This is a genomic window from Pedobacter nutrimenti (assembly GCF_003208655.1).
In the GTDB taxonomy this organism is placed as follows: Bacteria; Bacteroidota; Bacteroidia; order Sphingobacteriales; family Sphingobacteriaceae; genus Pedobacter; species Pedobacter nutrimenti.
In genome coordinates this window covers 290,139-311,868 of the sequence record NZ_QKLU01000003.1, presented here as the reverse complement: position 1 = coordinate 311,868, position 21,730 = coordinate 290,139, and the positions used below count along the sequence as shown (strand labels likewise).

Annotated in this window: 16 protein-coding genes; 2 read left to right on the top strand and 14 right to left on the bottom strand. The window is 41.6% G+C overall.

Annotated elements, in window-relative coordinates:
- The first annotated feature begins 1 nt into the window (after position 1).
- Positions 2 to 844 (top strand): glycerophosphodiester phosphodiesterase family protein, encoded by an 843-nt coding sequence (locus B0O44_RS09480; protein WP_110829627.1) that lies wholly within the window; start codon positions 2 to 4, stop codon positions 842 to 844.
- A gap of 68 nt (positions 845 to 912) precedes the next feature.
- Here B0O44_RS09480 and B0O44_RS09475 read toward each other — a convergent pair whose 3' ends face one another.
- A complete protein-coding gene (locus tag B0O44_RS09475; RefSeq protein WP_211321353.1) occupies positions 913 to 2,475 on the bottom strand; it encodes an FAD-dependent monooxygenase in 1,563 nt (520 codons plus the stop codon).
- A 41-nt stretch (positions 2,476 to 2,516) separates the two neighbouring features.
- Positions 2,517 to 3,335, bottom strand: coding sequence for a helix-turn-helix domain-containing protein (locus B0O44_RS09470; RefSeq protein ID WP_110829625.1), 819 nt, complete (start codon positions 3,333 to 3,335; stop codon positions 2,517 to 2,519).
- Positions 3,336 to 3,530: 195 nt separating this feature from the next.
- Here B0O44_RS09470 and ppsA point away from each other — a divergent pair, with 195 nt between their 5' ends.
- Positions 3,531 to 6,218, top strand: coding sequence for a phosphoenolpyruvate synthase (gene ppsA / locus B0O44_RS09465; protein WP_110829624.1), 2,688 nt, complete (start codon positions 3,531 to 3,533; stop codon positions 6,216 to 6,218).
- A gap of 53 nt (positions 6,219 to 6,271) precedes the next feature.
- On the opposite strand, the gene B0O44_RS09460 is transcribed toward ppsA, so the two are convergent.
- The 12 genes from B0O44_RS09460 to B0O44_RS09405 all read right to left on the bottom strand — a co-directional run bounded on the left by B0O44_RS09460 (position 6,272) and on the right by B0O44_RS09405 (position 21,627).
- A complete protein-coding gene (locus B0O44_RS09460; protein WP_110829622.1) occupies positions 6,272 to 6,835 on the bottom strand; it encodes a cysteine hydrolase family protein in 564 nt (187 codons plus the stop codon).
- Between the two features lie 19 nt (positions 6,836 to 6,854).
- Complete coding sequence (locus B0O44_RS09455; RefSeq protein ID WP_110829621.1) at positions 6,855 to 8,114, bottom strand: MFS transporter; 1,260 nt, start codon at positions 8,112 to 8,114, stop codon at positions 6,855 to 6,857.
- Positions 8,115 to 8,203: 89 nt separating this feature from the next.
- Positions 8,204 to 8,812: a TetR/AcrR family transcriptional regulator gene (locus B0O44_RS09450; RefSeq protein ID WP_110829619.1), complete on the bottom strand. Its 609-nt coding sequence runs from the start codon at positions 8,810 to 8,812 to the stop codon at positions 8,204 to 8,206.
- Between the two features lie 174 nt (positions 8,813 to 8,986).
- Positions 8,987 to 9,781, bottom strand: coding sequence for a helix-turn-helix domain-containing protein (locus B0O44_RS09445; RefSeq protein WP_110829617.1), 795 nt, complete (start codon positions 9,779 to 9,781; stop codon positions 8,987 to 8,989).
- Positions 9,778 to 10,818, bottom strand: a complete 1,041-nt coding sequence (locus B0O44_RS09440; RefSeq protein ID WP_245943632.1) for an MBL fold metallo-hydrolase — start codon at positions 10,816 to 10,818, stop codon at positions 9,778 to 9,780. Before B0O44_RS09440 ends, B0O44_RS09445 begins: the two co-directional genes overlap by 4 nt.
- A gap of 239 nt (positions 10,819 to 11,057) precedes the next feature.
- On the bottom strand, positions 11,058 to 11,789 hold the full coding sequence (locus tag B0O44_RS09435; RefSeq protein WP_110829615.1) for a hypothetical protein: 732 nt from the start codon (positions 11,787 to 11,789) through the stop codon (positions 11,058 to 11,060).
- A gap of 17 nt (positions 11,790 to 11,806) precedes the next feature.
- Entirely contained in the window at positions 11,807 to 12,673 is an 867-nt protein-coding gene (locus B0O44_RS09430; RefSeq protein ID WP_110829614.1) for a DUF808 family protein, read from the bottom strand.
- A gap of 100 nt (positions 12,674 to 12,773) precedes the next feature.
- Positions 12,774 to 14,966, bottom strand: a complete 2,193-nt coding sequence (locus tag B0O44_RS09425) for an outer membrane beta-barrel family protein (protein WP_110829612.1) — start codon at positions 14,964 to 14,966, stop codon at positions 12,774 to 12,776.
- Positions 14,967 to 14,983: 17 nt separating this feature from the next.
- On the bottom strand, positions 14,984 to 16,438 hold the full coding sequence (locus B0O44_RS09420; protein WP_110829610.1) for an N-acetylmuramoyl-L-alanine amidase: 1,455 nt from the start codon (positions 16,436 to 16,438) through the stop codon (positions 14,984 to 14,986).
- 2 nt (positions 16,439 to 16,440) lie between these two features.
- Entirely contained in the window at positions 16,441 to 16,803 is a 363-nt protein-coding gene (locus B0O44_RS09415; RefSeq protein ID WP_110829609.1) for a BlaI/MecI/CopY family transcriptional regulator, read from the bottom strand.
- 148 nt (positions 16,804 to 16,951) lie between these two features.
- Positions 16,952 to 18,433 (bottom strand): RagB/SusD family nutrient uptake outer membrane protein, encoded by a 1,482-nt coding sequence (locus B0O44_RS09410; RefSeq protein WP_110830408.1) that lies wholly within the window; start codon positions 18,431 to 18,433, stop codon positions 16,952 to 16,954.
- A 32-nt stretch (positions 18,434 to 18,465) separates the two neighbouring features.
- Positions 18,466 to 21,627, bottom strand: a complete 3,162-nt coding sequence (locus tag B0O44_RS09405) for a SusC/RagA family TonB-linked outer membrane protein (protein WP_110829607.1) — start codon at positions 21,625 to 21,627, stop codon at positions 18,466 to 18,468.
- Between the last annotated feature and the right edge of the window lie 103 nt (positions 21,628 to 21,730).

The following is a 21,730-nucleotide window of genomic DNA, read 5'->3' as shown; positions in this document are numbered from 1 at the left end:
CATGAAACTAAAAATCAAAATAGCGCTTTGCACATTTATCCTCAGCTGCTTTTACTGCGCTGTTTTTGCTCAGCATGTGCTCCGGCCATTACCCGCATCCAAAAACGGCTTCATCGTGATTGCACACCGAGGCAGCCATCTGGTCAAACCCGAAAACACCATCGCATCCATTGAAGAAGCAATTGCCTTTGGGGCCGATTATGTAGAAATAGACCTGAGGACCACCCGCGACGGAAAGCTTGTCCTTTTACACAATGAGACGGTAGACAAAATGACAAATGGGAAGGGCCGTATACAGGATCTTGATTTTGAACAGGTCGAAAAACTAACTCTCAAGGGTACAGACGGTAGCCTTCATCAGATTGCCAGTTTTGAAGATGCACTGAAAACCTGTAAAGGCAGGATCAATATTTATCTGGATTTTAAAGCGGCAGAAGTGGCCAAGGCCTTCAGGGCAATTGAAAGCGCCGGAATGGAAAAACAGGTATTGGTATATGTCAACGGTACAGAAAACTATGCTTCTTGGAGAAAAATTGCTCCGGCAATGCCCTTAATGTTGGGACTGGACAGGACAATCAGAACAAAGGAAGACCTCTTAAAAGCGCATCAAAAAATGCCTTTGGAGGCCATAGATAATATTCCGGCCGAAGAACTTTTACCCGATATCAGGGCCCTGGGCATAGCTGTTTTTTTGGATGTCCAAAAAGCCAGTGAATCTTCTCAGGACTGGAAAAATGCAATGAGCAAAGGCATCCAGGGCATGCAGACTGACCATCCGCAAGCACTCATCGAATACCTGAAAACAAATGGGACCAGGAACAGATTAAAAACCGTTGCCCCATAAAATAATAGCAGTCTTGAGCTTGTAGGTTCAAGACTGCTATTATTAATTTAGCCAGATTTCAGCTTATGTTAAGATTTTAGGTCTGCATCAGACACAAACCAATGGGAGGCCGACTTACGGGCTTCCACATCATCGGAGTCCTTATCTGCAGCCCAGGCAATATATCCATCAGGACGAATCAGTAAAGCCTTCAAACCCAATTGCTCCTTTGCCGGCCGGTGTAGGTACACCATTTGACCAGTATATTCGCCAGCCAATGTTTTAAGGGAAGTATCGGCGGCAAAATCCAGAAGAATCCCCTTCCCGTTTCGCATCAATTCGCCCATCTTTGTACCGTCTTCAAATTCAAAATTGGGAACGCTGTAGCCAGTAAGGGGATGACTGCCATCCAAAGCATAATGCGTCAAAACACCCCATATCCGTCCTGCAAAATAGGTAGCACCATCCCGGGTGTTCATCAGGTCGCGTACAATTGCATTCAATGCGCGGGAACCCGGATCTGGTTTCATGATGGCCACCTGGGCACGTGACCAGTCCAGGACCTGTGCACCAATAGGGTACCTTTCGATATAATAGCTATCCAGCAAGTCCTGCGGCGCATTCCCTCCAATAGTGGCAGCAAGCTTCCAGCCCAGGTTCATGGCATCTCCCAAGCCCAGGTTCAGCCCCTGCCCACCCAGTGGTGCATGAATGTGTGCAGCGTCACCCGCTAAAAATATCCGTCCGTTCCGATAGCTCGTGGCCTGTCTTGCCCTATCCGTCCAGGTGGTTGCAGTATGCAGGGCATTTATGGTCACGTCCGTATCAGATATGCGTCTTAGCATCTCTTGAAGATGTGCTAAGGTAACCGGCTTCTTTGAATGGTGAAAAGCCCCACCATCAAAATCCTGTATCACAACATAACCGGGCTGGGATTGGACATACATTCCCCTTTCTGTCACATTTCGACCAGAACTAAGCTTCTCGGGATCAGCAAGGTCAATCAGGGTAGAGTAGCCCGTAAATTCCGGTTCTGTTCCTGCAAATTCAAAACCACCCTTTTTACGGACCACACTGCGGCTACCATCGCAGCCAACAAGCCATTTGGCATTAAAAGAGTGGTTATCCGATTGAACTGTTACCCCTTCCCCACTTTGATGGAAATCAGCGATGGCCATGCCCCGCCTGATTTTTACGCCCAGTGACTCCGCACGATGGGCCAGTACCGTTTCAAGTTCTTCCATTTCAGAAATTAAACTGGTCTGGGTAGCACCATCAAATCGGTACTGCCATTTCGAGGCATCAATATTTTCATTCTGAAAGACAATACCCGCGAAATGCCCTCCCGGGCCCTGGCCGCCCTTCTTTGGATTTGAATGGGGATTTTTAAGACTTTTATGTACCTCAAGTCCTTCAAGCAGGCCCCTTCTGTAAAGGGCTTCAACAGTAGGTGCATTAAGCCCCCTCAGGCCAAAAGGAAGTTGCTTCAAGGGGGAATGCGGATGCGCTGCTTTTTCCAGTATCAGGACTGAACAATTTTCCAGTGCCAGTTCACAGGCCAGGAAAAGGCCTACTGGCCCTGCACCGGCTATGATTACATCATAAACCATATTATTTTCTACAGATTTGTTGTCTTTTGGTGTCGGATTCATAATAGAATGATTAAAACACAAAATTCCGGAATGGTGGCGGGTTAGGCTTGTATAAAAGCGACAAAATCACGATCTGTAATCAGTTTTCTTTGTATTGCTTTTCGTGCAAATGCGGCTGGGGTGGTTCCGCAATATCGTTTGAATTCCCTGCTCAGGTGAGATTGATCCGTATAACCCAACTCCGCTGCCAGACTGGCCAGATTGGAATCCGGATAATGCCATAAGCGGTTCCGTACCTGTTCAAAGCGCATTAAACCAGATACATCTTTAACCGTATAACCAGAAGATTGCTTGAAATTTCTTTCCAATGTACGAACTGTAGCATGCGCCTTTATCGCGACCTGCTTTACCGGCATGGTGCCTTTTGATTCTCTCATTGCTTTCCCAGCTTTAAAGAGCACACTATTGGAGGCCACCTTTGACCTTAAGTCAAGAAAATATGCTTTAATCAAGTTCATTGCTTCTTTGATCTGGCCAGTTTCAATATATTGGATTAAAGCAACCTGTACATCTGCAATAGCGTGTTCAAACAAGTGGACCTCACCTTTAACAGTCGGCAATCCAAGTAAATCGAATACCGCCCAGGGAAAGCACCGGACACCGATGATTTCTAAACGGTCTTTGGCGTAAAAGGGAACAGGCTGGTTAAGCAGCCCCATCATAAATGGCGAGGGTAAAGTTTGCAGCTCCCCCCTGTGCGCCACCTGTAAGGTATTTCCGAAATGAAAAATAATTTCTGCGTAACCGTCAGGAATAACCTCAAAACCCAAGTGTAGTTCTTCGGATTCCCGTCGGTTATACCAAAAGCACTTTATGATATCCCTTAGCACTTCAGGAGCTTCAAATTCTTGATGCTGCATATTGCAAGATAGTATATTTAGTATGCATTACCTAAGGTGTCACCCCGATTTTTAGTGTTTCTTAAACTTTCAATCTAATTGGATAACGTCCTTGTTCCCAACATTATTGCCTTAAAAAAAATATAGTTAAAAAACAGAATTTTGATGTTTAGGACCTTGTATTTTTGAATCAAATCCACCTAAAAAGCCCTCCATATGTCTCTTAAAAACAAAGTCAGTCCGATCAGAAAACATCCTCAGGCAAGTCCAGTTCAAAAGAAAAAAAACAGAAACAAGAATATTGTTTTCTTAAGGGATATTGACCCCACAATGCGCCTGCTTACAGGAGGTAAGGGTGCCAACCTTGGGGAGCTTTCCCGGATGGAAGGGATACAGGTACCCAATGGGTTTTGTATCAGTACAGAAGTTTACAAAAAAATAACCCAGGACCACAAGGAACTGGGTAGTTTATTAGATGAATTGACTTTAATTCAGGTGTCTGGTCTGGATAAGATCAATACCCTGGCGACAAAAATCCGGATGCTCATTCAAAGCATACCTATTCCCCTTAATGTTGCACTGGAGATTACAACCTCTCTGGATCATTTCGAAGAAAAAGATGCCTTTGCAGTTCGCTCCAGTGCAACGGCCGAAGATTTACCTGACGCATCTTTTGCAGGACAACAGGACAGTTATTTAAACATTAGCGGAAAAACGAACATCCTACAGCACATCAGTAAATGTTGGGCTTCCTTATTTACCGAAAGGGCAATCATCTACCGCATTCAAAATGGCTTTGACCACCATAAGGTCCAGCTGTCTGTCGTTGTTCAGAAAATGATTTTTCCGCAGGCCGCGGGAATTCTATTTACTGCCGACCCCATAACTTCCAACAGGAAGGTCCTGTCCATTGATGCCAGCTTTGGACTGGGCGAGGCCATAGTCTCTGGTTTGGTCAATGCAGATCTGTATAAAGTCTGTCAGGGCAAAATTACCGCTAAGAAAATATCCACCAAAAAGCTGGCTGTTTACCCCTCAAAAAATGGTAGCACCTACCAAAAAGCACTTTCACCTGAGCTACAAAATCAGCAAGCCCTGACCGATGAACAGATCTTGCAGCTGGAGGGCATTGGCAGAAAAATCGAGAAACATTTCCAATGTCCACAGGACATCGAATGGTGTTTGGCCGGAGATACTTTTTACATTGTTCAAAGCCGCCCGATTACAACTTTATATCCCATACCTGAATCTGGTGATAAAGAAAATCATGTATATGTATCGGTTGGTCATCAACAAATGATGACTGATCCAATGAAAGCCCTTGGTTTGTCTTTATGGCAATTGACTGCTTTCCGGCCCATGTTTAAAGCCGCAGGAAGATTATTTGTTGACATTACCGATAACCTCGCTACACCTGCCGGTAGAAAAATGATCATCGATGTCATGGGTGAGCATGATCCGCTGATAAAAGATGCACTGATCACCATCACAGACCGCGATGATTTTATAAAACCATTAACCGCTGACAAAAAAGAACCGGTCACTATTAAAAGCAGTATCGGTAAATCCACCTCAGCGATTCTGGCACAAATCGAAAACGATCCGTCAGTTGTGACAGATCTGATCAGGAGCAGTCAAATGTTAATAGCAGCCTTAAAACAAAACATTCAAAGCAAATCTGGACCGGAATTATTTGATTTTATCCTCGAAGATGGCCAGCAATCCAAGAAGCAGCTCTTCAATTCTCAAAATATGAATGCCATTATGGCTTCAGTAGATGCTTCCACCTGGATCAATGAAAACATGAATAAATGGCTGGGTGAAAAAAATGCAGCAGATGCACTATCTCAATCTGCGCCCAACAACATTACCTCAGAAATGGGCCTGGACTTATTGGAGGTTGCAGATGTAATACGCCCCTACACTGCCATAATTGATTATTTACAAAAGGTAAAGGAAGATGATTTTTTAGATGGCCTGCTTCAGTTTCAGGGTGGACAGCAAAGCCGTGATGCCATTGATGCCTACCTGAACAAATACGGCATGCGATGCGCAGGAGAGATCGATATGACTAAAAATCGTTGGAGTGAAAAACCAATAGTACTTGTTCCCATGATACTTGCTAACATCAAAAACTTTAACCCTGGGGCAGCTAAGCAAAAATTTAAACTGGGGCAACAGGAAGCACTAAAAAAAGAACAGGAACTGCTCAAGCGCTTGAGCCAGCTGACAGATGGTGAACAAAAAGTGTCAGAAACAAAACAAATGATCAATTTGCTCCGGAATTTTGCCGGTTATCGCGAATACCCCAAATATGGCATCATTAACCGGCTTTTTATTTACAAACAGGCTTTACTTAAAGAAGCCGAAAAACTTGTTTTATCTGGCCTTATTGAAACAAAAGAAGATGTATACCAGCTCAGTTTTGAAGAATTCAGGGAAGTGGTCCGTACTCACCAGCTGGACCGGGAACTCCTCAGCAAAAGAAAGGAGCAATATAAATTATATGAAAAACTAAGCCCGCCACGGGTGATCACCTCTGATGGGGAAATTATTAACGGTGCTTACAAAAGGGAAAACCTTCCTGCGGGGGCCATGATAGGACTGGCTGTATCTGCCGGCCTGGTTGAGGGCCGGGCGCGCGTTGTTTTAAATATGGAAGGGGCTGCACTCGAGCCTGGCGATATATTGGTCACTTCCTTTACCGACCCTGGCTGGACCACCCTTTTTGTATCTATAAAAGGTCTGGTCACTGAAGTGGGTGGATTAATGACCCATGGAGCAGTCATTGCCCGCGAATATGGCCTTCCGGCAGTTGTTGGAGTAGAAAATGCAACCAGACTGATCAAAGACGGACAACGGATCCGTTTGAATGGGACTGATGGATATATAGAGCTTCTGTAAATAGGTCCTCACCAAAAAAGACCGGCCTTGAAGCAGGCCGGTCTTTTACTGATTTAACTTAACCAGGCCCCCAGAGAGACCACCTCTGCCTGGACCGGAAAAATTTTGTCCATTAAGACCTGATGTACTTCCGGGTCCCGGTCTGCGCAGCAATCTTTAATGACCGTTAACTGGAAATCTTTATCTGCTGCCTCCCGAAGCGTGGACAAAACCACTCCTGAAGTGCTGATTCCGGTTAAAACCAGATGCTGTATGCCCTGCCCCCTTAAAACCACTTCCAGATCGCTGCCTGTAAATGCACTAAAGCGACGTTTAGTAACCACAATGTCCCCCTCTTGCGGGCTTAAATCCGGATGAATTTGTCCCCATTGGGCACAAAATTCAGGGGTCCACATGGCTTTATCCCCAAACCTGGAAAAGTTTTTGTTTAGTTCACTGATTTCTGGCGCCCCTGGGCGAAAGTTGACCACTACATAAATTACAGGAATGGTTTTGGCCCTTGCCTCTGCAATTGCGCTGGATACCTTACTGATAATCTCTGTGGGGTCTGTAACATGCTGTAATATGACATTTTGTAAATCCATTACAAGCAGGGCTGTTTTTTTTGTACTTTCCATTTCTTATAAATTTTAAATTTTACGGTAGATCTGTCCGCTCTGTATCAATCAAAGAAAGAGGATCCTTTTTAGGCGTATTGAATAAACGATAGAATATAATGGCAATCAGAATGGCTAAAAGTCCCTGGATAAAAAGAGTATTACTGCTGCCAATGTGCTCAGAAGCATATCCTGTTAATAAGCTTCCAAGGGGCAACATGCCAAAAATAGCCGTCAGTAATATACTGACGATCCTGCCCCTCATGTGCGGCAAAGCCTCAGATTGTACAATGATATTGCAGCTGGTAAACTGCATCACCGAACCAAAACCAGTAAACATAACAAACAGCATTGCCCAGTAAAAGTTGGTGGCCAGTGCAAAACAGATAAGTCCGGCACCGAGTACAACCGTACTTAAAATTAAATAAAAACGAAGCTTATCGCTGCGCCTTAAAGAGGCCAGCAAAATCGTCCCGGAAACCGCACCCAATCCGATAAAACCAGATATGTAGCCAAAAGTAGCCGGTCCACCATTGAAAGTGACTTTAGCCACTTGTGGCATTAGGGTATCGTAAGGAAGCACCAATAATCCAACCAAGCTGAGCATTAAAATCACCAGACCAATATGACTTGCCTCTTTCAGGTAAACAATTCCATCTTTCAGCTCCTCCAGAATCCTTTTATGAACCGGTTTTTTTTTCTGTTTCTGCAGTTTCATCATTGAAAAACAAACCATAACCAGTATAAAACCAAATGCATTGAATACAAAGCAGATACCGGCATTCCAGTGCTGTAATACAAAACCAGCCAATGCCGGTCCCAGTATTTTACTCAGACTTGACATGGCAGCGCTTAAAGACAGTGCACTCCCCACGTCATTTTCATCCTGGACCACCTGATGGATCATGGTTTGCCTGGCCGGAACATCAAAGGCATTAATGACCCCCAGTAAAACACTCAGACTTAAAATTTCCCACACCACTACATGATTACTTAACAGCAGCAGTGCCAATAAGGAAGTTTGTACAACAGCACCAATTTGTGTCCACCTGATGATGCGGCTGCGATCATAACGGTCAGCAGCAACACCTCCAATAAAGGAAAACAAAAAGGAAGGAAATTGCTCAGCAAATACGGTTACCCCCAGCATAAATGCCGAATGGGTAAGGGAGTAGATGATCCATACAACAGCAGTACGCTGCATCCAGGTCCCAAACTGTGATATGGAACGCCCAGCAAAGTAATATTTGAACTGATCACTTTTAAAGGCCCTGAATGTAGCTATACTGCTTATTGTCATCGTTATTCTTTTTTTAAAATTATCTGCACTTAGTTTTCACCTCCATTTTGACAAAAAACATAAAAACGTCAAATTTGTGCTAAATTTTTTTAACCCTTTAATTCTTTTACAATCATACTCGACAGCACAGCAGCCGCTTTTTTCCACTGACCAGCATAAACATCAATAGCAGTTTCTCTTCTGATGCCACGGATACCACTCAGTAAAACCAATATCACCACTTCCAGCTGAGCGGAATCCTGTGCAGGAATTTCCTTCTGGTCTATGGCCTGCTCCATCACTTTTTTTAGTAAAACATGCTCTGCTTCCATCATTTTTTGATGTACACCCCACATGATACTGGTATATTTTGAACGTTCCTCCAGATCCATACCCGATTCTATGGCTGCAATAAAACTCTTGCTTTTCTCAGAACCCTTAATCTTGGCGATACAAAAGGCAAAGATTCTGGCCTCCAAATCTTTTTCCTGCTCCATTACATGGGCCAGTTCTGCTTTCACTTCCTGAACCAGGGACAACATGACCGCTTCAAAAAGTTCATCCCGATTTTTAAAATAATAGTACAGCGCAGTCCGGGTTTTTCCAATTGCTTTAGCGACATCATCCATGGTTACCTTTTTTGTACCGTAACGCTGGTATAATTCCTGCGCAGTTTGTAAAATCTGATCTACCAGTTGTTCATCTTGTGAAAGGCTCATATTTCATGGTCTTGGATACACGTTACAAATAAATATTTGACAAATTTATAAATTTTGTCGAAATGTCAAATTAATTCCCAAAAAAGATGACTTACTGAAGAAAATAATAGGGCCTGGCGGCAATAGCTTCAAACAAAACCTCCTGCCGGTAATTCACATCTATTTATTATTTCATCAGATACTGGAAGGGTTTAGCCCAAACCTATTTTTAAAGGCATAAGAAAAATGTGACTGGGTTTCAAATCCAACTTCCAGGTAAACCTCGCTCGACTTCATTTTTTTATTCTGAAGCAAATAATAGGCTTCATCTAATCTTTTTTGCTGCAGCCATCGACTAGGCGAAATCTTAAATATTTTATCAAAATCACGCTTAAACGTGGCCAGGCTCCTGCCTGTAAGAAAGGCCAGCTGCGCTAAAGGAACATTGAACTGAAAATGCGTGTTCATAAATGCTTCCAAATTGATTTTACCGGGCACCGCAAAATGAAAAAGAACATCTTTAAAGTTTTTGTTATACTTTAAAATCAGGTGTATAGCCTCTATTTTTTTAATTTCGGCAAGTTCTGTGCTTATTTTATTTTTATGCCCGAACCAGGGTTTTAATCCAGAAAAATAAGCCGTCATAAAATCATCCTGGTCTAGTTTGAACAAACTTTCTTTGACGCCCTTTTGAGAAACCAACTGATGCTGCTGCGCAAAGCCTCTTAAAAGCGGCTCATCCAGAACTATAGAAATGGCCTCAAAAGGATCATCATTTAGCGGATATTTTACAAAGCGGATCAATGTGTTTTTACGGGACAGTACCACATCTCCTTTTCGGTACACATGCCTTACAGCCCCATCAAAAGCTTCCATTTCGCCCGAGACAATACAAGAAAGACCATGTTCTTTAATGAACTGTTCCCCGGATTTGCTGCTCCTGGTGTAACAGCCCCGCAAAATCCCATGCAAATTTTCTATCTCGGTCATGACTTTATTTTTTCCCACCAAAAAGAAGGTTTCCCCGTCACACTTTCCATGTCAATTATTTCCCCAATAAGTGGTGTAAGGAGCGGTACATGCTGAGCTTCACTTAACCTGGAAATACGTTCCAAAGGTTCGTACCAGGCATGGTTAGCCAAAACGAATTTTGAAGAATGGACCGGAAACAGCATTTTTGCCTTTAGCTCCTTTGCCGCCTGAATCACCTCTTCAGGTTGCATGTGAATGTATTTCCAGCTTTTGTCATACTGACCATTTTCTAAAATGGCCAGATCAAAGGGGCCAAATTTTTGACCTATTTCTGCAAAATGAACATCATAACCGCTGTCTCCTCCAAGGTAAATGTTTTTAGAGGGGCTCTGTAATACATAAGAAGTCCATAAGGTATTGGACGACCAGATGCTTCTGCCAGAAAAATGCCGGGCAGGTGTATAGGTAATTTTAAAACCATCTCCTAAATCGGCCTGTTCCCACCAGTCTTTTTCAATAATCTGAGCAGCAGAGTAACCCCAATACTCCAAATGGGCCCCTACCCCCAGACCACAAATCACTTTACCAACTTTTGACCGGATTTTTTTTAAGGTTTGATAATCCATATGGTCATAATGATCATGAGAGATCAACAAGTAATCAATATCCGGTAAAGCCTCTGCTGAGGTAACTGCTGTTCCTTTAAAAGCCTTTGCCCCGCCAGGTATCGGTGAAGCACTCTGGCTCAATACCGGATCGACCAGAATATTTTTCCCATCTATATGCATAAAATAAGAGGAATGCCCCAACCAGATTAAACTGGCTTGCCTTGCAGGAACTCTGCTCCAATCCACTACTCTGGAAGGTATAGGGACAGCGGGCCTGATGTCTTTTGATTTTTTAAACAGATAATCGTTAAGGGCCTTACCCAACCCCTGTGTGAGTTGCGGGGTTGGATTTGTATTCCGGAATTTACCGTCACGATATTGAGGAGATTTTTTCAATCGTTCCAGACGCTGGCCTGAAGGTCTCTTTCCAAATAAAGGATGCATCATATATAAAGCGGTTATACCTATAAAAACAGCGAGTATAAGTAAAAGCCATTTGGTCATACAAAAGAACTTATTATGCTTTTTTTCTGTTTTCGTCATTTCAGGATACAAAAATAAAGCCGAACACTCATCAAAGTTGTCTTCAGAAGCTCATTTTTGTTTCCTGAGCAGCTCATGAAAAAGCATCACTATAAGAAACAGCTAGACCGAAATTTCTGTAAGGCGGAAGGTTTCCTTTTGCCTTACAGAAATGATCTCCAGTTTTTTTTCCAGTATTCTTGTATAAAACCCCATTTATAGCTTTTATACTTGCTGATAACATGAATAGGGTATTGTTTTACTGGCAATTCTTGATCTCCGGCTACTTTCGATATATAAATACCATCTTTAATACCTGCATTCCCGCATTCGTATCCTTCAATTGTTCCTATTTTTATGGCTTTGTAATTTTTAATGTAAAACAAATCGCTTGTCCAGTTCATATCCGCGCATCCACTTCTGTGGTAGGAATAATAATAGTCTGTACCTTTGATTTTTTTTGGTGCAGGGAAACTTTGAAAATCAAGGACTTCCTTAAAGGTCTTTTCATCCGCAGCATAAAGCAACAAGTCCTCAATTCCCGGAACATTGGTCCTGTAGTGTATGATAATGTCTTTATATCCATCCCCGTTAAAATCCTTAAATTCAAAATCAGAACTAAAGTCGTTTCTTGTAAAAATGGTATCCCTGTTTTCTTTAATTACAAAAATCCTGTCATTATTTGTCTGATGAACCACAAATAACTGTTGGTTGATATACAGACTTTCTGAGTACACAATGGTATCTGCTTTTATCTGATTTGTCCTGATTGCTTGATCAGTCCCAAGGTACTTTCCATGCGGTTCGCGACTGGTCAATTGCTTGTTTTTAACAACCGGCTCCTTGCAAGAGGCAATAAACAATAAAGAAGCAAGTATCAAACCATATTTGTACATCGGTTGCCTGGGTTAACTTATCGCTTAAACAACGAAACCACTTTTTTACCACCGGTTACAACGGCAAGGGCAAATAAACCCGCAAGTAAACCCATAAGGACTTCTTTAACTAAAGACGGAATTCCCGGAAGCAAATGATGCAAATATTCAATATTATGAACTAAAATCCCTCCTGAAACCATAATCAAAGCAATTGTTCCGACTACGCTCAGGATCCGGATCATTACAGGAAGGGATTTTACCAATAAAATGCCCAGTTTTGCAAAGAATCCCTTTTCTTTAGCACTTTTAATCATTTTGTAACCAACATCGTCCATTCTTACAATCATGGCAACAATACCATAAACACCAATGGTAGCCAACAAGGCGACAATAGAAACCGTAATAATCTGTATGGGCAGGCTTTGTTCCAAAACAGTTCCAAGTGCAATAATTACAATCTCTACCGATAAAATAAAATCGGTGGTAACCGCTGATTTTATTTTTGTTTTTTCAGCGGTATTGTCATCTGGGCTAACCTCAGCAGCTGCTTCTTTGCTAGCATGCGAACGATGAAAAAAGTATTCCACTATTTTTTCAATGGCCTCATAGGCCAGATAAAATCCTCCCAAAACCAGAATGGCTTTTATAGCTACCGGAAAAAACGCATTGAGCAGTAAGGCGATAGGAATGATAATCAGTTTGTTTAACAAGGAGCCTTTGGTAATTGCCCAAAGCACAGGTAATTCACGGGAAGACACAAATCCTGTTGCTTTTTCTGCATTTACCGCTAAATCATCACCTAAAATACCAGCCGTTTTTTGCGTCGCTACTTTTGAGGTCACTGCAATATCATCCATCAAAGCAGCAATATCATCTAAAACTGCAAAAAAACCTGAAGCCATATCTGTGTTTGTTTTTAGGCCTGCAAAATATAAATACGATTTTAAATTATCTAATGGGCCTGTAATATAATATGGGATATTTTTAGAATTATCCTGACCCTTAATTGCTCCTTTTACGTTCCTCTTCGTTACCAGGTTTATGGTCTTGCGGCTTCATCTTATCGTTTCCAAAGTTATACCGGATACTCAAGCGCACATACCGGGAATCATAATAATGATCATATTCTTGCCTGATGTTGTTTACCAGGCTATTATAACGGTCCTTTCTACTTTTCAAAATGTCACTTATATTTAGAGCCAGCTGGAGTTTTTTATCCAACAGAAGCCTTTTTACACCAATATCCAAACTATATTGACTTTTCATTTGATTCAAGTCGTTCACCCCAGCAAACTGACACCAAAAATTCACATCCCCCATCATGGTTCTGGATTTGTTAAAAATAAACTGGTTTAAAGTCGAAAAATAAGCACCGAATCCATCTAAAAGCGGTATAGTCTGGGCAATGGAAGAACGGGAACGGATATAAAAAACATCCAGCTGATTTAAACTTTCCCACCATTTAAGCTGGTTAAATGTGATGGAATTGCTCAGCTGATATTTGTAACTGCTGACAAAATTTACAGGCCTTAAAATTTGAATATTGTTGTCCGGATCGGTAAAGTTCACCTCGTTATAGCCGTCACTGGTATTATTGAAAGACAATGTACTGGTTAACAGTCCGGCATAGGTATGAGACAACTCCACATTATTACTATAAGAAGGTTGCAAAAAAGGGTTTCCTTCTGAATAAAAATATTGATTGTTGTACCAGCGGAAAGGATTGAGTTTTTTGTAAGCCGGCCTGTTGATGCGGCGACCATAGCTTAAGGAAAATTCACTCTTTTCCTTCAAACGGTAAACAATAAATAAAGTTGGAAACAGTTTTAAATAATCATTCTCATTTATGGAATTTGCAGAGGTGCCTTTTATCTGGGTATATTCTGATCTCAGTCCCAACTGGAAATCCCATTTTTTTATGGTTTTATTGACATTAACATACAAGGCCTGGGTATTTTCCCGGTAACTGAACCGGTTACTTTGACTCTGCTCTGGTTCATACACATCATTTCTGCTTTTATAAAAAGACACTCCGCTTTCATTTTTTATAAAGCTGAGTTTTGTGCCAAGGGAAAGATTAAAATAGGTATATGGCAAATCTGCATCGGCTTTTAAAGTATATAAATTAAGGTTTTGGGCACTGGAAGACAAATATTGAGCAAAGGAGCCAGGGATCATCCCGCCATTTTGATCGAAGCTCCTGTTGTCAAAAAAACGCTGGTTATTGTCTTCGTATTTAAACCAGTCGGCGTTAATGGTCACTTGTTTTCCCAAAGAATCAATAAAACCTTTCAGATAAAGATTTGCAGCATTGTAATTTGATCTGATCCTGGCATGGGCATCAGAGTTCAATACTGAATCCAGGCTTTGTACTTTATTCAGCACCCTGGTCTTTATATTTTCCTCCGAGTGAAAATTAGTCAGTCCCCTGTTATAAGAAAAACCTATTAACGTATTTTTAGACGCCTGATAATCCATCCCTATTTGCCCACCAGGCACCAGTCTGAAATTCCTGTCCCGGTTGACTACATTCCAGGTCTGATCCGGATAAAAAACATTACTCTGCTCAAAAGGAACTGTGGAACCTTTTCGGATATTGAAATTGCTGAACAAGGTAATTTTATCTTTTTTAAAGCTCAGATTTCCGCCCGCTGATCCTGTCGGATAAATGGCCTGTGTAAAACCAAGGTTTGCAGAGCCTTTAAAACCCTGCTCAATGATCTTTTTTAATACGATATTGATCAGCCCGTTATTCCCCTGGGCATCGTATTTGGCGGAAGGATTTGTGATCACTTCTATTTTAGCAATACGGTCGGAAGGAATAGATCTTAGATAATTAGCCAGATCGTCTTCAGACAATGGACTGAGTTTATCATTGATCATGATGTTCACACTTCCTTTTCCCACCAGGGAAACCCTGTCATTCACCACACGGATCCCCGGAACTTTAGCCATCAGCTCTAGTGCATCCGTACCAATGGCGGCCACACTTCTTTCTACATTGAAAACCGTCCGGTCAACCTTTTTTTCGATTAAAGCCTTTTTAAAGTTGATTTCCACCCCCTGTAAATTGATTTTTTTTAGCTTTGCGCTATCGGTTGTATCTACCTTTTGTACAATTTTGGATTGCGCCAGAGCGCCATTCGCCAGCAACAACATACCGGCAAACAAAAAAAAGTCTGCGATTTTAAACATGAAAATGTGATTTACCCTTATTTCAAGGTCTTCCGATAATCTAAAATTGAATTCACAATTGCAGTTGCCAGTTCCTGCTGTTTTGAGGGATCAGTCAAATAATGCCTGTCCTCCCGATGCGTTAAATAACCCAGTTCCAAAATAAGTGCAGGGACTTTACTCTTGTCTAAAATATATAAGCCTTTTACTTCTTTAGGGACATTATTGATACCAATTCCGCTTAAGCCCTGCAGATTTTTATAAAACTGATAGCTAATGTGCTTCAGTTTTTCAGCTTTGGTTTTATCTCCACCAGCGTTTCCCAGTACCAGCTGGATCCCATTGACCTTCGCATCCACATCCTGGTTCACATGTAAAGACAACAGCAGATCACCCTGCGTATTCACCCTATCCTTTAAAGACAAATAATGATCTGTATTTCTGGTGTTTATTACTTTCAGTTTTCTTTCCTTTGCAATGGCATTCACTTTTTGCAATAAGGCCAGGGTGAGGTCTTTTTCCAAAAATCCACCCGCCATTACCCCATTGTCCTTTCCGCCATGGCCTGCATCCAGCAATACGATAAAATCACTGCTACCTGTCTCCCTTTTCATAGAAACATCGGGTACCTTAAAAGCAAATAGCCAGCTCAGGCAAATCAATAAGGGCACCACACTTAAATAAGACCATTTTAAATTTGCTCCGGATGCCGTTCTGCATAACATGGTAATCCTTCCCTTCAGCGAATATCTGCTGAAATAATGCAGAACCGGGTTTAACTGTGTTTTCGTGGCCAGTTCAATAAGCAGACCAGCATATGGACCGGCAGAATAGACATTTGCGGTAACAGCATCCGCTTCAAATTCATTGACCTCCTCCAGTGCCATTTCATACCAGTATATAATTGGATTAAACCAAAGTAAAGCCTTGCAAACAACCATAATCAGCTTATCCAGACTATGGAGTTGTCTGGCATGCACTTCTTCATGTTTCAACAAAATCTGTATGTTTTCTGGTGTCAGTCCGGTTTTATCAATAAAAACGTAATTAAAAAATGAACAGTTTACAAAACCCGATTTTTTGTAAATAACCTTTAAACCGTTTACGCGGACAAAATCAGTATCAATAAATTTGGTGATCTGACGTATTTTAGAAAGACCTCTCCATAACAACAGCACTGCAACCAACAGATAGAGGCAAAATACTAAGCCCGAAAGTGATAAAGTATTTACCTCATTATTTAACGATATCGGTGCAAGTGCCCTGCTTGTTATTTGTTCAGCTGGAATATATCCGTTAAAAAAAGGGACCACAGCAAGGTCCGGGCTCCGTTCAAATTTAAGCAATGGGATAATAAAACTCAGAGACAATGTAGCCAAAAGGTAAACCCGGTTGGCTTTAAAAAAACTGAGATTTTTCAGAAAAATCATATAGCTTCCATAAAAAACCAACAGGCAGGTACTGACTTTAAGCAAGTAAGTTATAAATTCCATCCTCAGCTTTTTTTCTGAACAATTGCCTTAAGCATTTCAATATCTTTTTCGCTTAATTGCTCTTCCCGCACCATAAAAGAAAGTAAACTGGCAGGAGAATTATCAAAATATCCGGCAAACAATTTTGAAAATGTTGTTTTCGTGTAGGCCTCTTTACTTATTGAAGGAAAATACTCATAGGTTTTTCCATAGGCCTTATAAGATACGTAGCCTTTTTTTTCCAACAGTCTTACCGTTGAGGAAATGGTATTATAAGGTGGTTTGGGTTCTTCGTCCAGTTCTTCAATAATATCCTTAACAAATGCACTTTTTAATTTCCAAAGGACCTGCATCACCCTTTCTTCGCTTTTAGTTAATTCTTCCATTAACCGAATATATAACTTAAAATTTAGTTACACAACTATTTTTCAGTTATACAACTAAAAAATAGTTATAGACCCCAATAAAAAATCACCGGCTTAAGCTTTAATGGACAAATAAAAAATGGGCCGGCTGATTAGCCAGCCCATTTTTTTACAATGAATTCTGTATAATTTTCGGATTGTTATTGATCTCTTTATCCGGAAACTGGAACCTGAATTTCGGACTGTTTGCAGGTAAATTAAATTTGCCGAAAGTATGATTGGAATTTGTATAGTCTCTTTCCAGCGCAATACCTAAACGTTTCATATCAAACCAGGCATAACCCTCACCCCATAATTCAATCCTTTTTTGCAGGTAAATTTCATCCAATAATGCCTGACCTGAGTTTAGGGACAATTGGTAAGCCTTGTCCCTGGTAAAGGTAATGTCAAACAATATTTGCCTCGCCTGGGCTTCATTACCCAGTCTGGCCAAGGCCTCAGCCTCTATATAATACAAAGAGGAAGAGCGGATATAAATGTAATCACCTTCAAAAAGAGAAGGATCTTTAAACTTCCAGTTGACATAAGGTGGATAAGTTTTGGTGGTCCCGTTAAAGGAATAAGGACTGGAATTTGCTCCGTTGAATACTTTTTTCCGGTAATCACTGGCCGGAATGGACTCATACAATCTTTTATCAATTAATTTATAAATCTGTGCAGCACCTGCATAACCCTGATTGGTACTGTCGAACATAGAGAAAAAAGAAGCAAAGTAATTACCGATGCTGATGGTCTGGATGTTGTTGTCAAAACCCCAGATCAGCTCGGGATTATCTATTCTTGAGAAACCTGTACCTGTATAGTCCGATTCAGTCATCAGGTTAATGTCTTTTCTGGCCTGGTACGCATAATCCGCTGCTTTTTTATAGTCACCTTTTTCCAGATAAATATCAGCAGCAATGGCTTTTGCTGCCCTTTGGTCAATTTGTGCTTTGGAAGGACGGTTATAACCATCCAATGCCACAATTGCGCCTTCTATATCTTTAGTGATCTGATTGTAGACTTCCGATGCCACAGCCCTTGGCAAACCTGTTTCCAGGTCATTGTTGCTCAAGACCAGCGGAATACCCGGATCATTTTCATGTCCTTTATAAGTAAAGGTGTAAAAACGGATTAAATTGAAATAGGACAGTGCCCTTAGCGCCAGCAATTGACCGTAAGAACTTCTGTTGCTGCTGTTGACCCCTATTTTATTGATCTCTCCTAAAAGGCCATTTATAGAAAATATCCTCGAATAATAAGTTGTCCAGACAATAGATGTTCCTACATTATTGGAAATACCGGCATCATAAGTATAAAACATCCCTAAATGCTGGCTTTTTGCCTGTATCACATCATTTGACATTAAATCTGCTCCTGAGCGGATACCAATTAGTCCAAAATCCGAGTGGAGCGTAGTCCCTCCTGCACCGTTGCTCCTCAGGTCCAGGTATATTCCATTTAAAGCCTTGTTCAGTGCTGCAGGATCTTGTGCAATTTGCTCTTTAGAAACATTGCCTCCGGGTTCTATATTTAAGTTTTTACTGCAGCCTGCAAAGCCAATGCTTGCTAAAAACAGGCCCGTAATGAATAATTTTATGTTCGTTGCCATTTGTTTATATGTATTATCGTTCATGGTTGAGGTTAAAATTTAAGGTTTACGCCAATGGATACACTGGACAATAAAGGATAGGTATAAGCATATGAAAGCCCTGTTAGAGAAGTCCTTGGATCATAGCCCTTTCTTTTAGACCACAAATACAGGTTATTCCCTGTTACATATACCCTTGCACCTGCCAGACCACTCCATTTTAAGCGTTCTTTGGCGAAATCATAGCTTAAACTGATGTCCTGTAAACTGATGTAATCAGATTTGATCAGGTACAAGGTCGAAGAGGCATTTTGGTTGGCACTGGTCAGGTCCACCCGTGGCAAGGCTGCTCCGGGATTTTCTGGGGTCCAGCTGTTATTGACATCTGTGTGGTAATTAGAAGCATAATTATCCGAATGCAAAAGGCTCCTATAAATGTCATCAAATCCGTAGCCCCCAAACTGGTAGGCAAAATTAGCAGAAAGGCTTACATTTTTGTAACTGAACGCGGTCCCAAAACCTCCGTACACTTTTGGTATGGCAGATTTCCCAATGTTATATACTGTAGCTTTAGAATAATCATTGGTAATTTGTTTTTCGGTCTGGCCTGTCGATGCGTTCAACTGATCGGTAAACCATAAAGCATCTCCGTTTTTCGGATCTACCCCTGCAAATTCTCTTAAATAATAAGCATAGCGGTCACCCCCTTCTTTTAAAATGAAAGATCCGCTTACCAGTCCGGTTGCCTTCTGCGCATCAGGAAGCCTGGTGATTTTATTGTTGTAATGTGTTGCATTGGCGGTAACACTCCAGTTGATGTCGGCCGTTCTGACCAGGTCTGCTGCCAGGCTAAGCTGTATTCCTTTATTGTTCATATCGCCAATATTGGCGAACCTGGCATAAGAACCCGCATTGGATGGCGGCAGGGCCTGCGCATAAATCATATTGGAAACTTTCCGCTCAAAATATTCTGCGTTTACTGTAAGTCTCCGGTCAAACAGGCTTGCCTCAAAACCTGCATTAAGGTTTTTTGAAGTTTCCCATTTCAGGTCCCTGTTCCCCAGTTTGTTCAGTGAAACCACAGGGGTATTGTCACCAAAGTCATTGATCGAATAGGTATCATAATAAGTGTAATAATCCCTTGCACCACTACTCAGGGTAACGTTGTCATTCCCTTGCTGTCCATAGGAAACCTTTAGTTTCAGGGAATTGACGATTTTGTTTTCACTTAAAAAATCTTCTTTTGCAATATCCCAGGCACCGCCTAAACCATAAAAAGTTCCCCACCTGCTTTCAGGTGCAAACACAGACGAGCCGTCCCTTCTGATGCTGGCGTTAAAAAAGTAACGGTTATTGTAGCTGTATACCAACCTCGAAAAATAGCCTTCCACCGCATATCCGTACTGACTTCCACTTAAACCTGTAATTTTTGCAGCATTGTCAAAAACCAATAAATCGGGCAATAACAATTGTTGTTTTGAACCTGCAAACTGATCACTGACCGTTTTGTTCAATTCATGTCCAAGCAATACGGCAATACTGTGCTTATCTATTTTTTTGGTATAATTCAACAATTGCTGATGGTTCAGGTTATACTTATACAGCGAGGTTCTGGACAGGCTCCCCCCCGCCGAAGAAGATGTTCCCCCATAGGTATTTCCAAAAACCAGCCTCCTGGTGTTATCGACATTTGCGCCAAAATTGTAAGTAAACTCAAAATCGTTCAAAAATTTATAATTCAGGAAAAGATTGGCATTGACCTGATTGTTTGACGTATTGTCTTTATCATATTGTCTGTTGCCTACCGGGTTTTCGAAAACCGCATAGGATCGGCTCGCCCCAAAAGGCCCTTTTCCCGATCCGTAATCATAAACTGGCCTTCCCTTAGCGTCATAGACCCTTTGAAAATCGTTATCTCTCAGATAAACCGGATAAAAAGGTGCTATATTTCTGGCAAACTGAAAAGGATTGGAAAACCCACCGCTTTCCCCAAAATCCTGGCTGGTATACGCATAACTTAAATTGCTTCCAATTTTTAAACTCTTGCTCAGGTCATAGACCAAATTAGACCTTAAACCCAACCTTTTAAAACCAGATGCAATCAAATAGCCCTTATCGTTCAGGTAATTAAATGAAGTATAAGATTTCAGGTTTTCCGAATTTGCAGACAAGCCCAAACTCGCTTCCTGCCGGAATGCCGTACGAAATAAAAGTTTGGCCCAGTCGTCCTGGTACCTCAAATTGGCAGCGTCATTAAAACTGCCATTGTCATTAATCAACTGTTCAAATGGTACATCGTAAGCATTATATCCAAGGGTACTCTTCATAGAATTCAGGGCTACCTGACGGGGACTCGAAGTAACGCTTCCTCCCTTCTGTACCCGGACAATTTCCCCGATCCTGGCCCTGTTGTAATAAGCCAGGTAGTAATCCTTTGGCGATTTCAGAATGGAATAATCAGGTGTTGCCCTAAAATTTATGCCAGCTTTCACATCAGCCTCTATCTGCAAACCCTGGCCCTTACCTTTTTTTGTCGTGACAATAATTACACCGTTTGCCCCTCTGGAGCCATAAAGGGCATTGGAAGACGCATCTTCCAGAAAGGAAAGTGTTTCAATATCTGATTTGGAAATGGAATTCAGCGAACCATCATAAGGAATACCATCCAGAACAATCAGTGGGTCACTGGAAGCATTAATAGAGCCAATGCCCCGCATCCTGATGGTGGCCGCGGAGCCTGGCTGGCCTGTGGTAAAGACCTGAACACCGGCAACTTTACCCCCCAAGCCCTGTAAAATATTCCCATTTTGCAGCGAAGTAATGTCTTTCGCTTTAAGCTCCTGAACAGACCCCGTAATTTCCTCTCTTTTCTGGCTGCCGAATGCAACCACAACCACTTCGTTTAAGCCCTTAACATTTTCAGATAAGGTGATGCTCAATGGTGAAGCATCAGTAACCGTAACGGATTTAGACAAAAACCCAATAAAGGTAAAAGTCAATACACTACCCTTACTCGTGTGAACAGTAAAGTTTCCGTTCGCATCTGTAACCGTATTGGGAAAGCCCTTTTGATTGAGTACTGAAACACCCGGTATGGGCAAGCGGTCACTGCCCGAGATCACCTTTCCGCTGATGGTCAGGTCTTGCGCCTGGGCATATCCCTGAAATAGAAAAAACAGGGAAAAGAATAAAATTTTGTAGAATAAATGGGTCATAAAATTTGATAAAAAATGAGGTAATACAATTCCAGTATGCACGTCTTCTGGTTTGACGGCATGGCATAAAAAATGAAAAATGATTAATGGGGCTAACCGGGAC

Excerpts from the sequence above, each read along its gene's own strand:
- B0O44_RS09480 (WP_110829627.1), top strand. The coding sequence starts at position 2 with ATGAAACTAAAAATCAAAATAGCGCTTTGCACATTTATCCTCAGCTGC.
- B0O44_RS09475 (WP_211321353.1), bottom strand. The coding sequence starts at position 2,475 with ATGAATCCGACACCAAAAGACAACAAATCTGTAGAAAATAATATGGTT.
- B0O44_RS09470 (WP_110829625.1), bottom strand. The coding sequence starts at position 3,335 with ATGCAGCATCAAGAATTTGAAGCTCCTGAAGTGCTAAGGGATATCATA.
- ppsA (WP_110829624.1), top strand. The coding sequence starts at position 3,531 with ATGTCTCTTAAAAACAAAGTCAGTCCGATCAGAAAACATCCTCAGGCA.
- B0O44_RS09460 (WP_110829622.1), bottom strand. The coding sequence starts at position 6,835 with ATGGAAAGTACAAAAAAAACAGCCCTGCTTGTAATGGATTTACAAAAT.
- B0O44_RS09455 (WP_110829621.1), bottom strand. The coding sequence starts at position 8,114 with ATGACAATAAGCAGTATAGCTACATTCAGGGCCTTTAAAAGTGATCAG.
- B0O44_RS09450 (WP_110829619.1), bottom strand. The coding sequence starts at position 8,812 with ATGAGCCTTTCACAAGATGAACAACTGGTAGATCAGATTTTACAAACT.
- B0O44_RS09445 (WP_110829617.1), bottom strand. The coding sequence starts at position 9,781 with ATGACCGAGATAGAAAATTTGCATGGGATTTTGCGGGGCTGTTACACC.
- B0O44_RS09440 (WP_245943632.1), bottom strand. The coding sequence starts at position 10,818 with ATGATGCATCCTTTATTTGGAAAGAGACCTTCAGGCCAGCGTCTGGAA.
- B0O44_RS09435 (WP_110829615.1), bottom strand. The coding sequence starts at position 11,789 with ATGTACAAATATGGTTTGATACTTGCTTCTTTATTGTTTATTGCCTCT.
- B0O44_RS09430 (WP_110829614.1), bottom strand. The coding sequence starts at position 12,673 with ATGGCTTCAGGTTTTTTTGCAGTTTTAGATGATATTGCTGCTTTGATG.
- B0O44_RS09425 (WP_110829612.1), bottom strand. The coding sequence starts at position 14,966 with ATGTTTAAAATCGCAGACTTTTTTTTGTTTGCCGGTATGTTGTTGCTG.
- B0O44_RS09420 (WP_110829610.1), bottom strand. The coding sequence starts at position 16,438 with ATGGAATTTATAACTTACTTGCTTAAAGTCAGTACCTGCCTGTTGGTT.
- B0O44_RS09415 (WP_110829609.1), bottom strand. The coding sequence starts at position 16,803 with ATGGAAGAATTAACTAAAAGCGAAGAAAGGGTGATGCAGGTCCTTTGG.
- B0O44_RS09410 (WP_110830408.1), bottom strand. The coding sequence starts at position 18,433 with ATGGCAACGAACATAAAATTATTCATTACGGGCCTGTTTTTAGCAAGC.
- B0O44_RS09405 (WP_110829607.1), bottom strand. The coding sequence starts at position 21,627 with ATGACCCATTTATTCTACAAAATTTTATTCTTTTCCCTGTTTTTTCTA.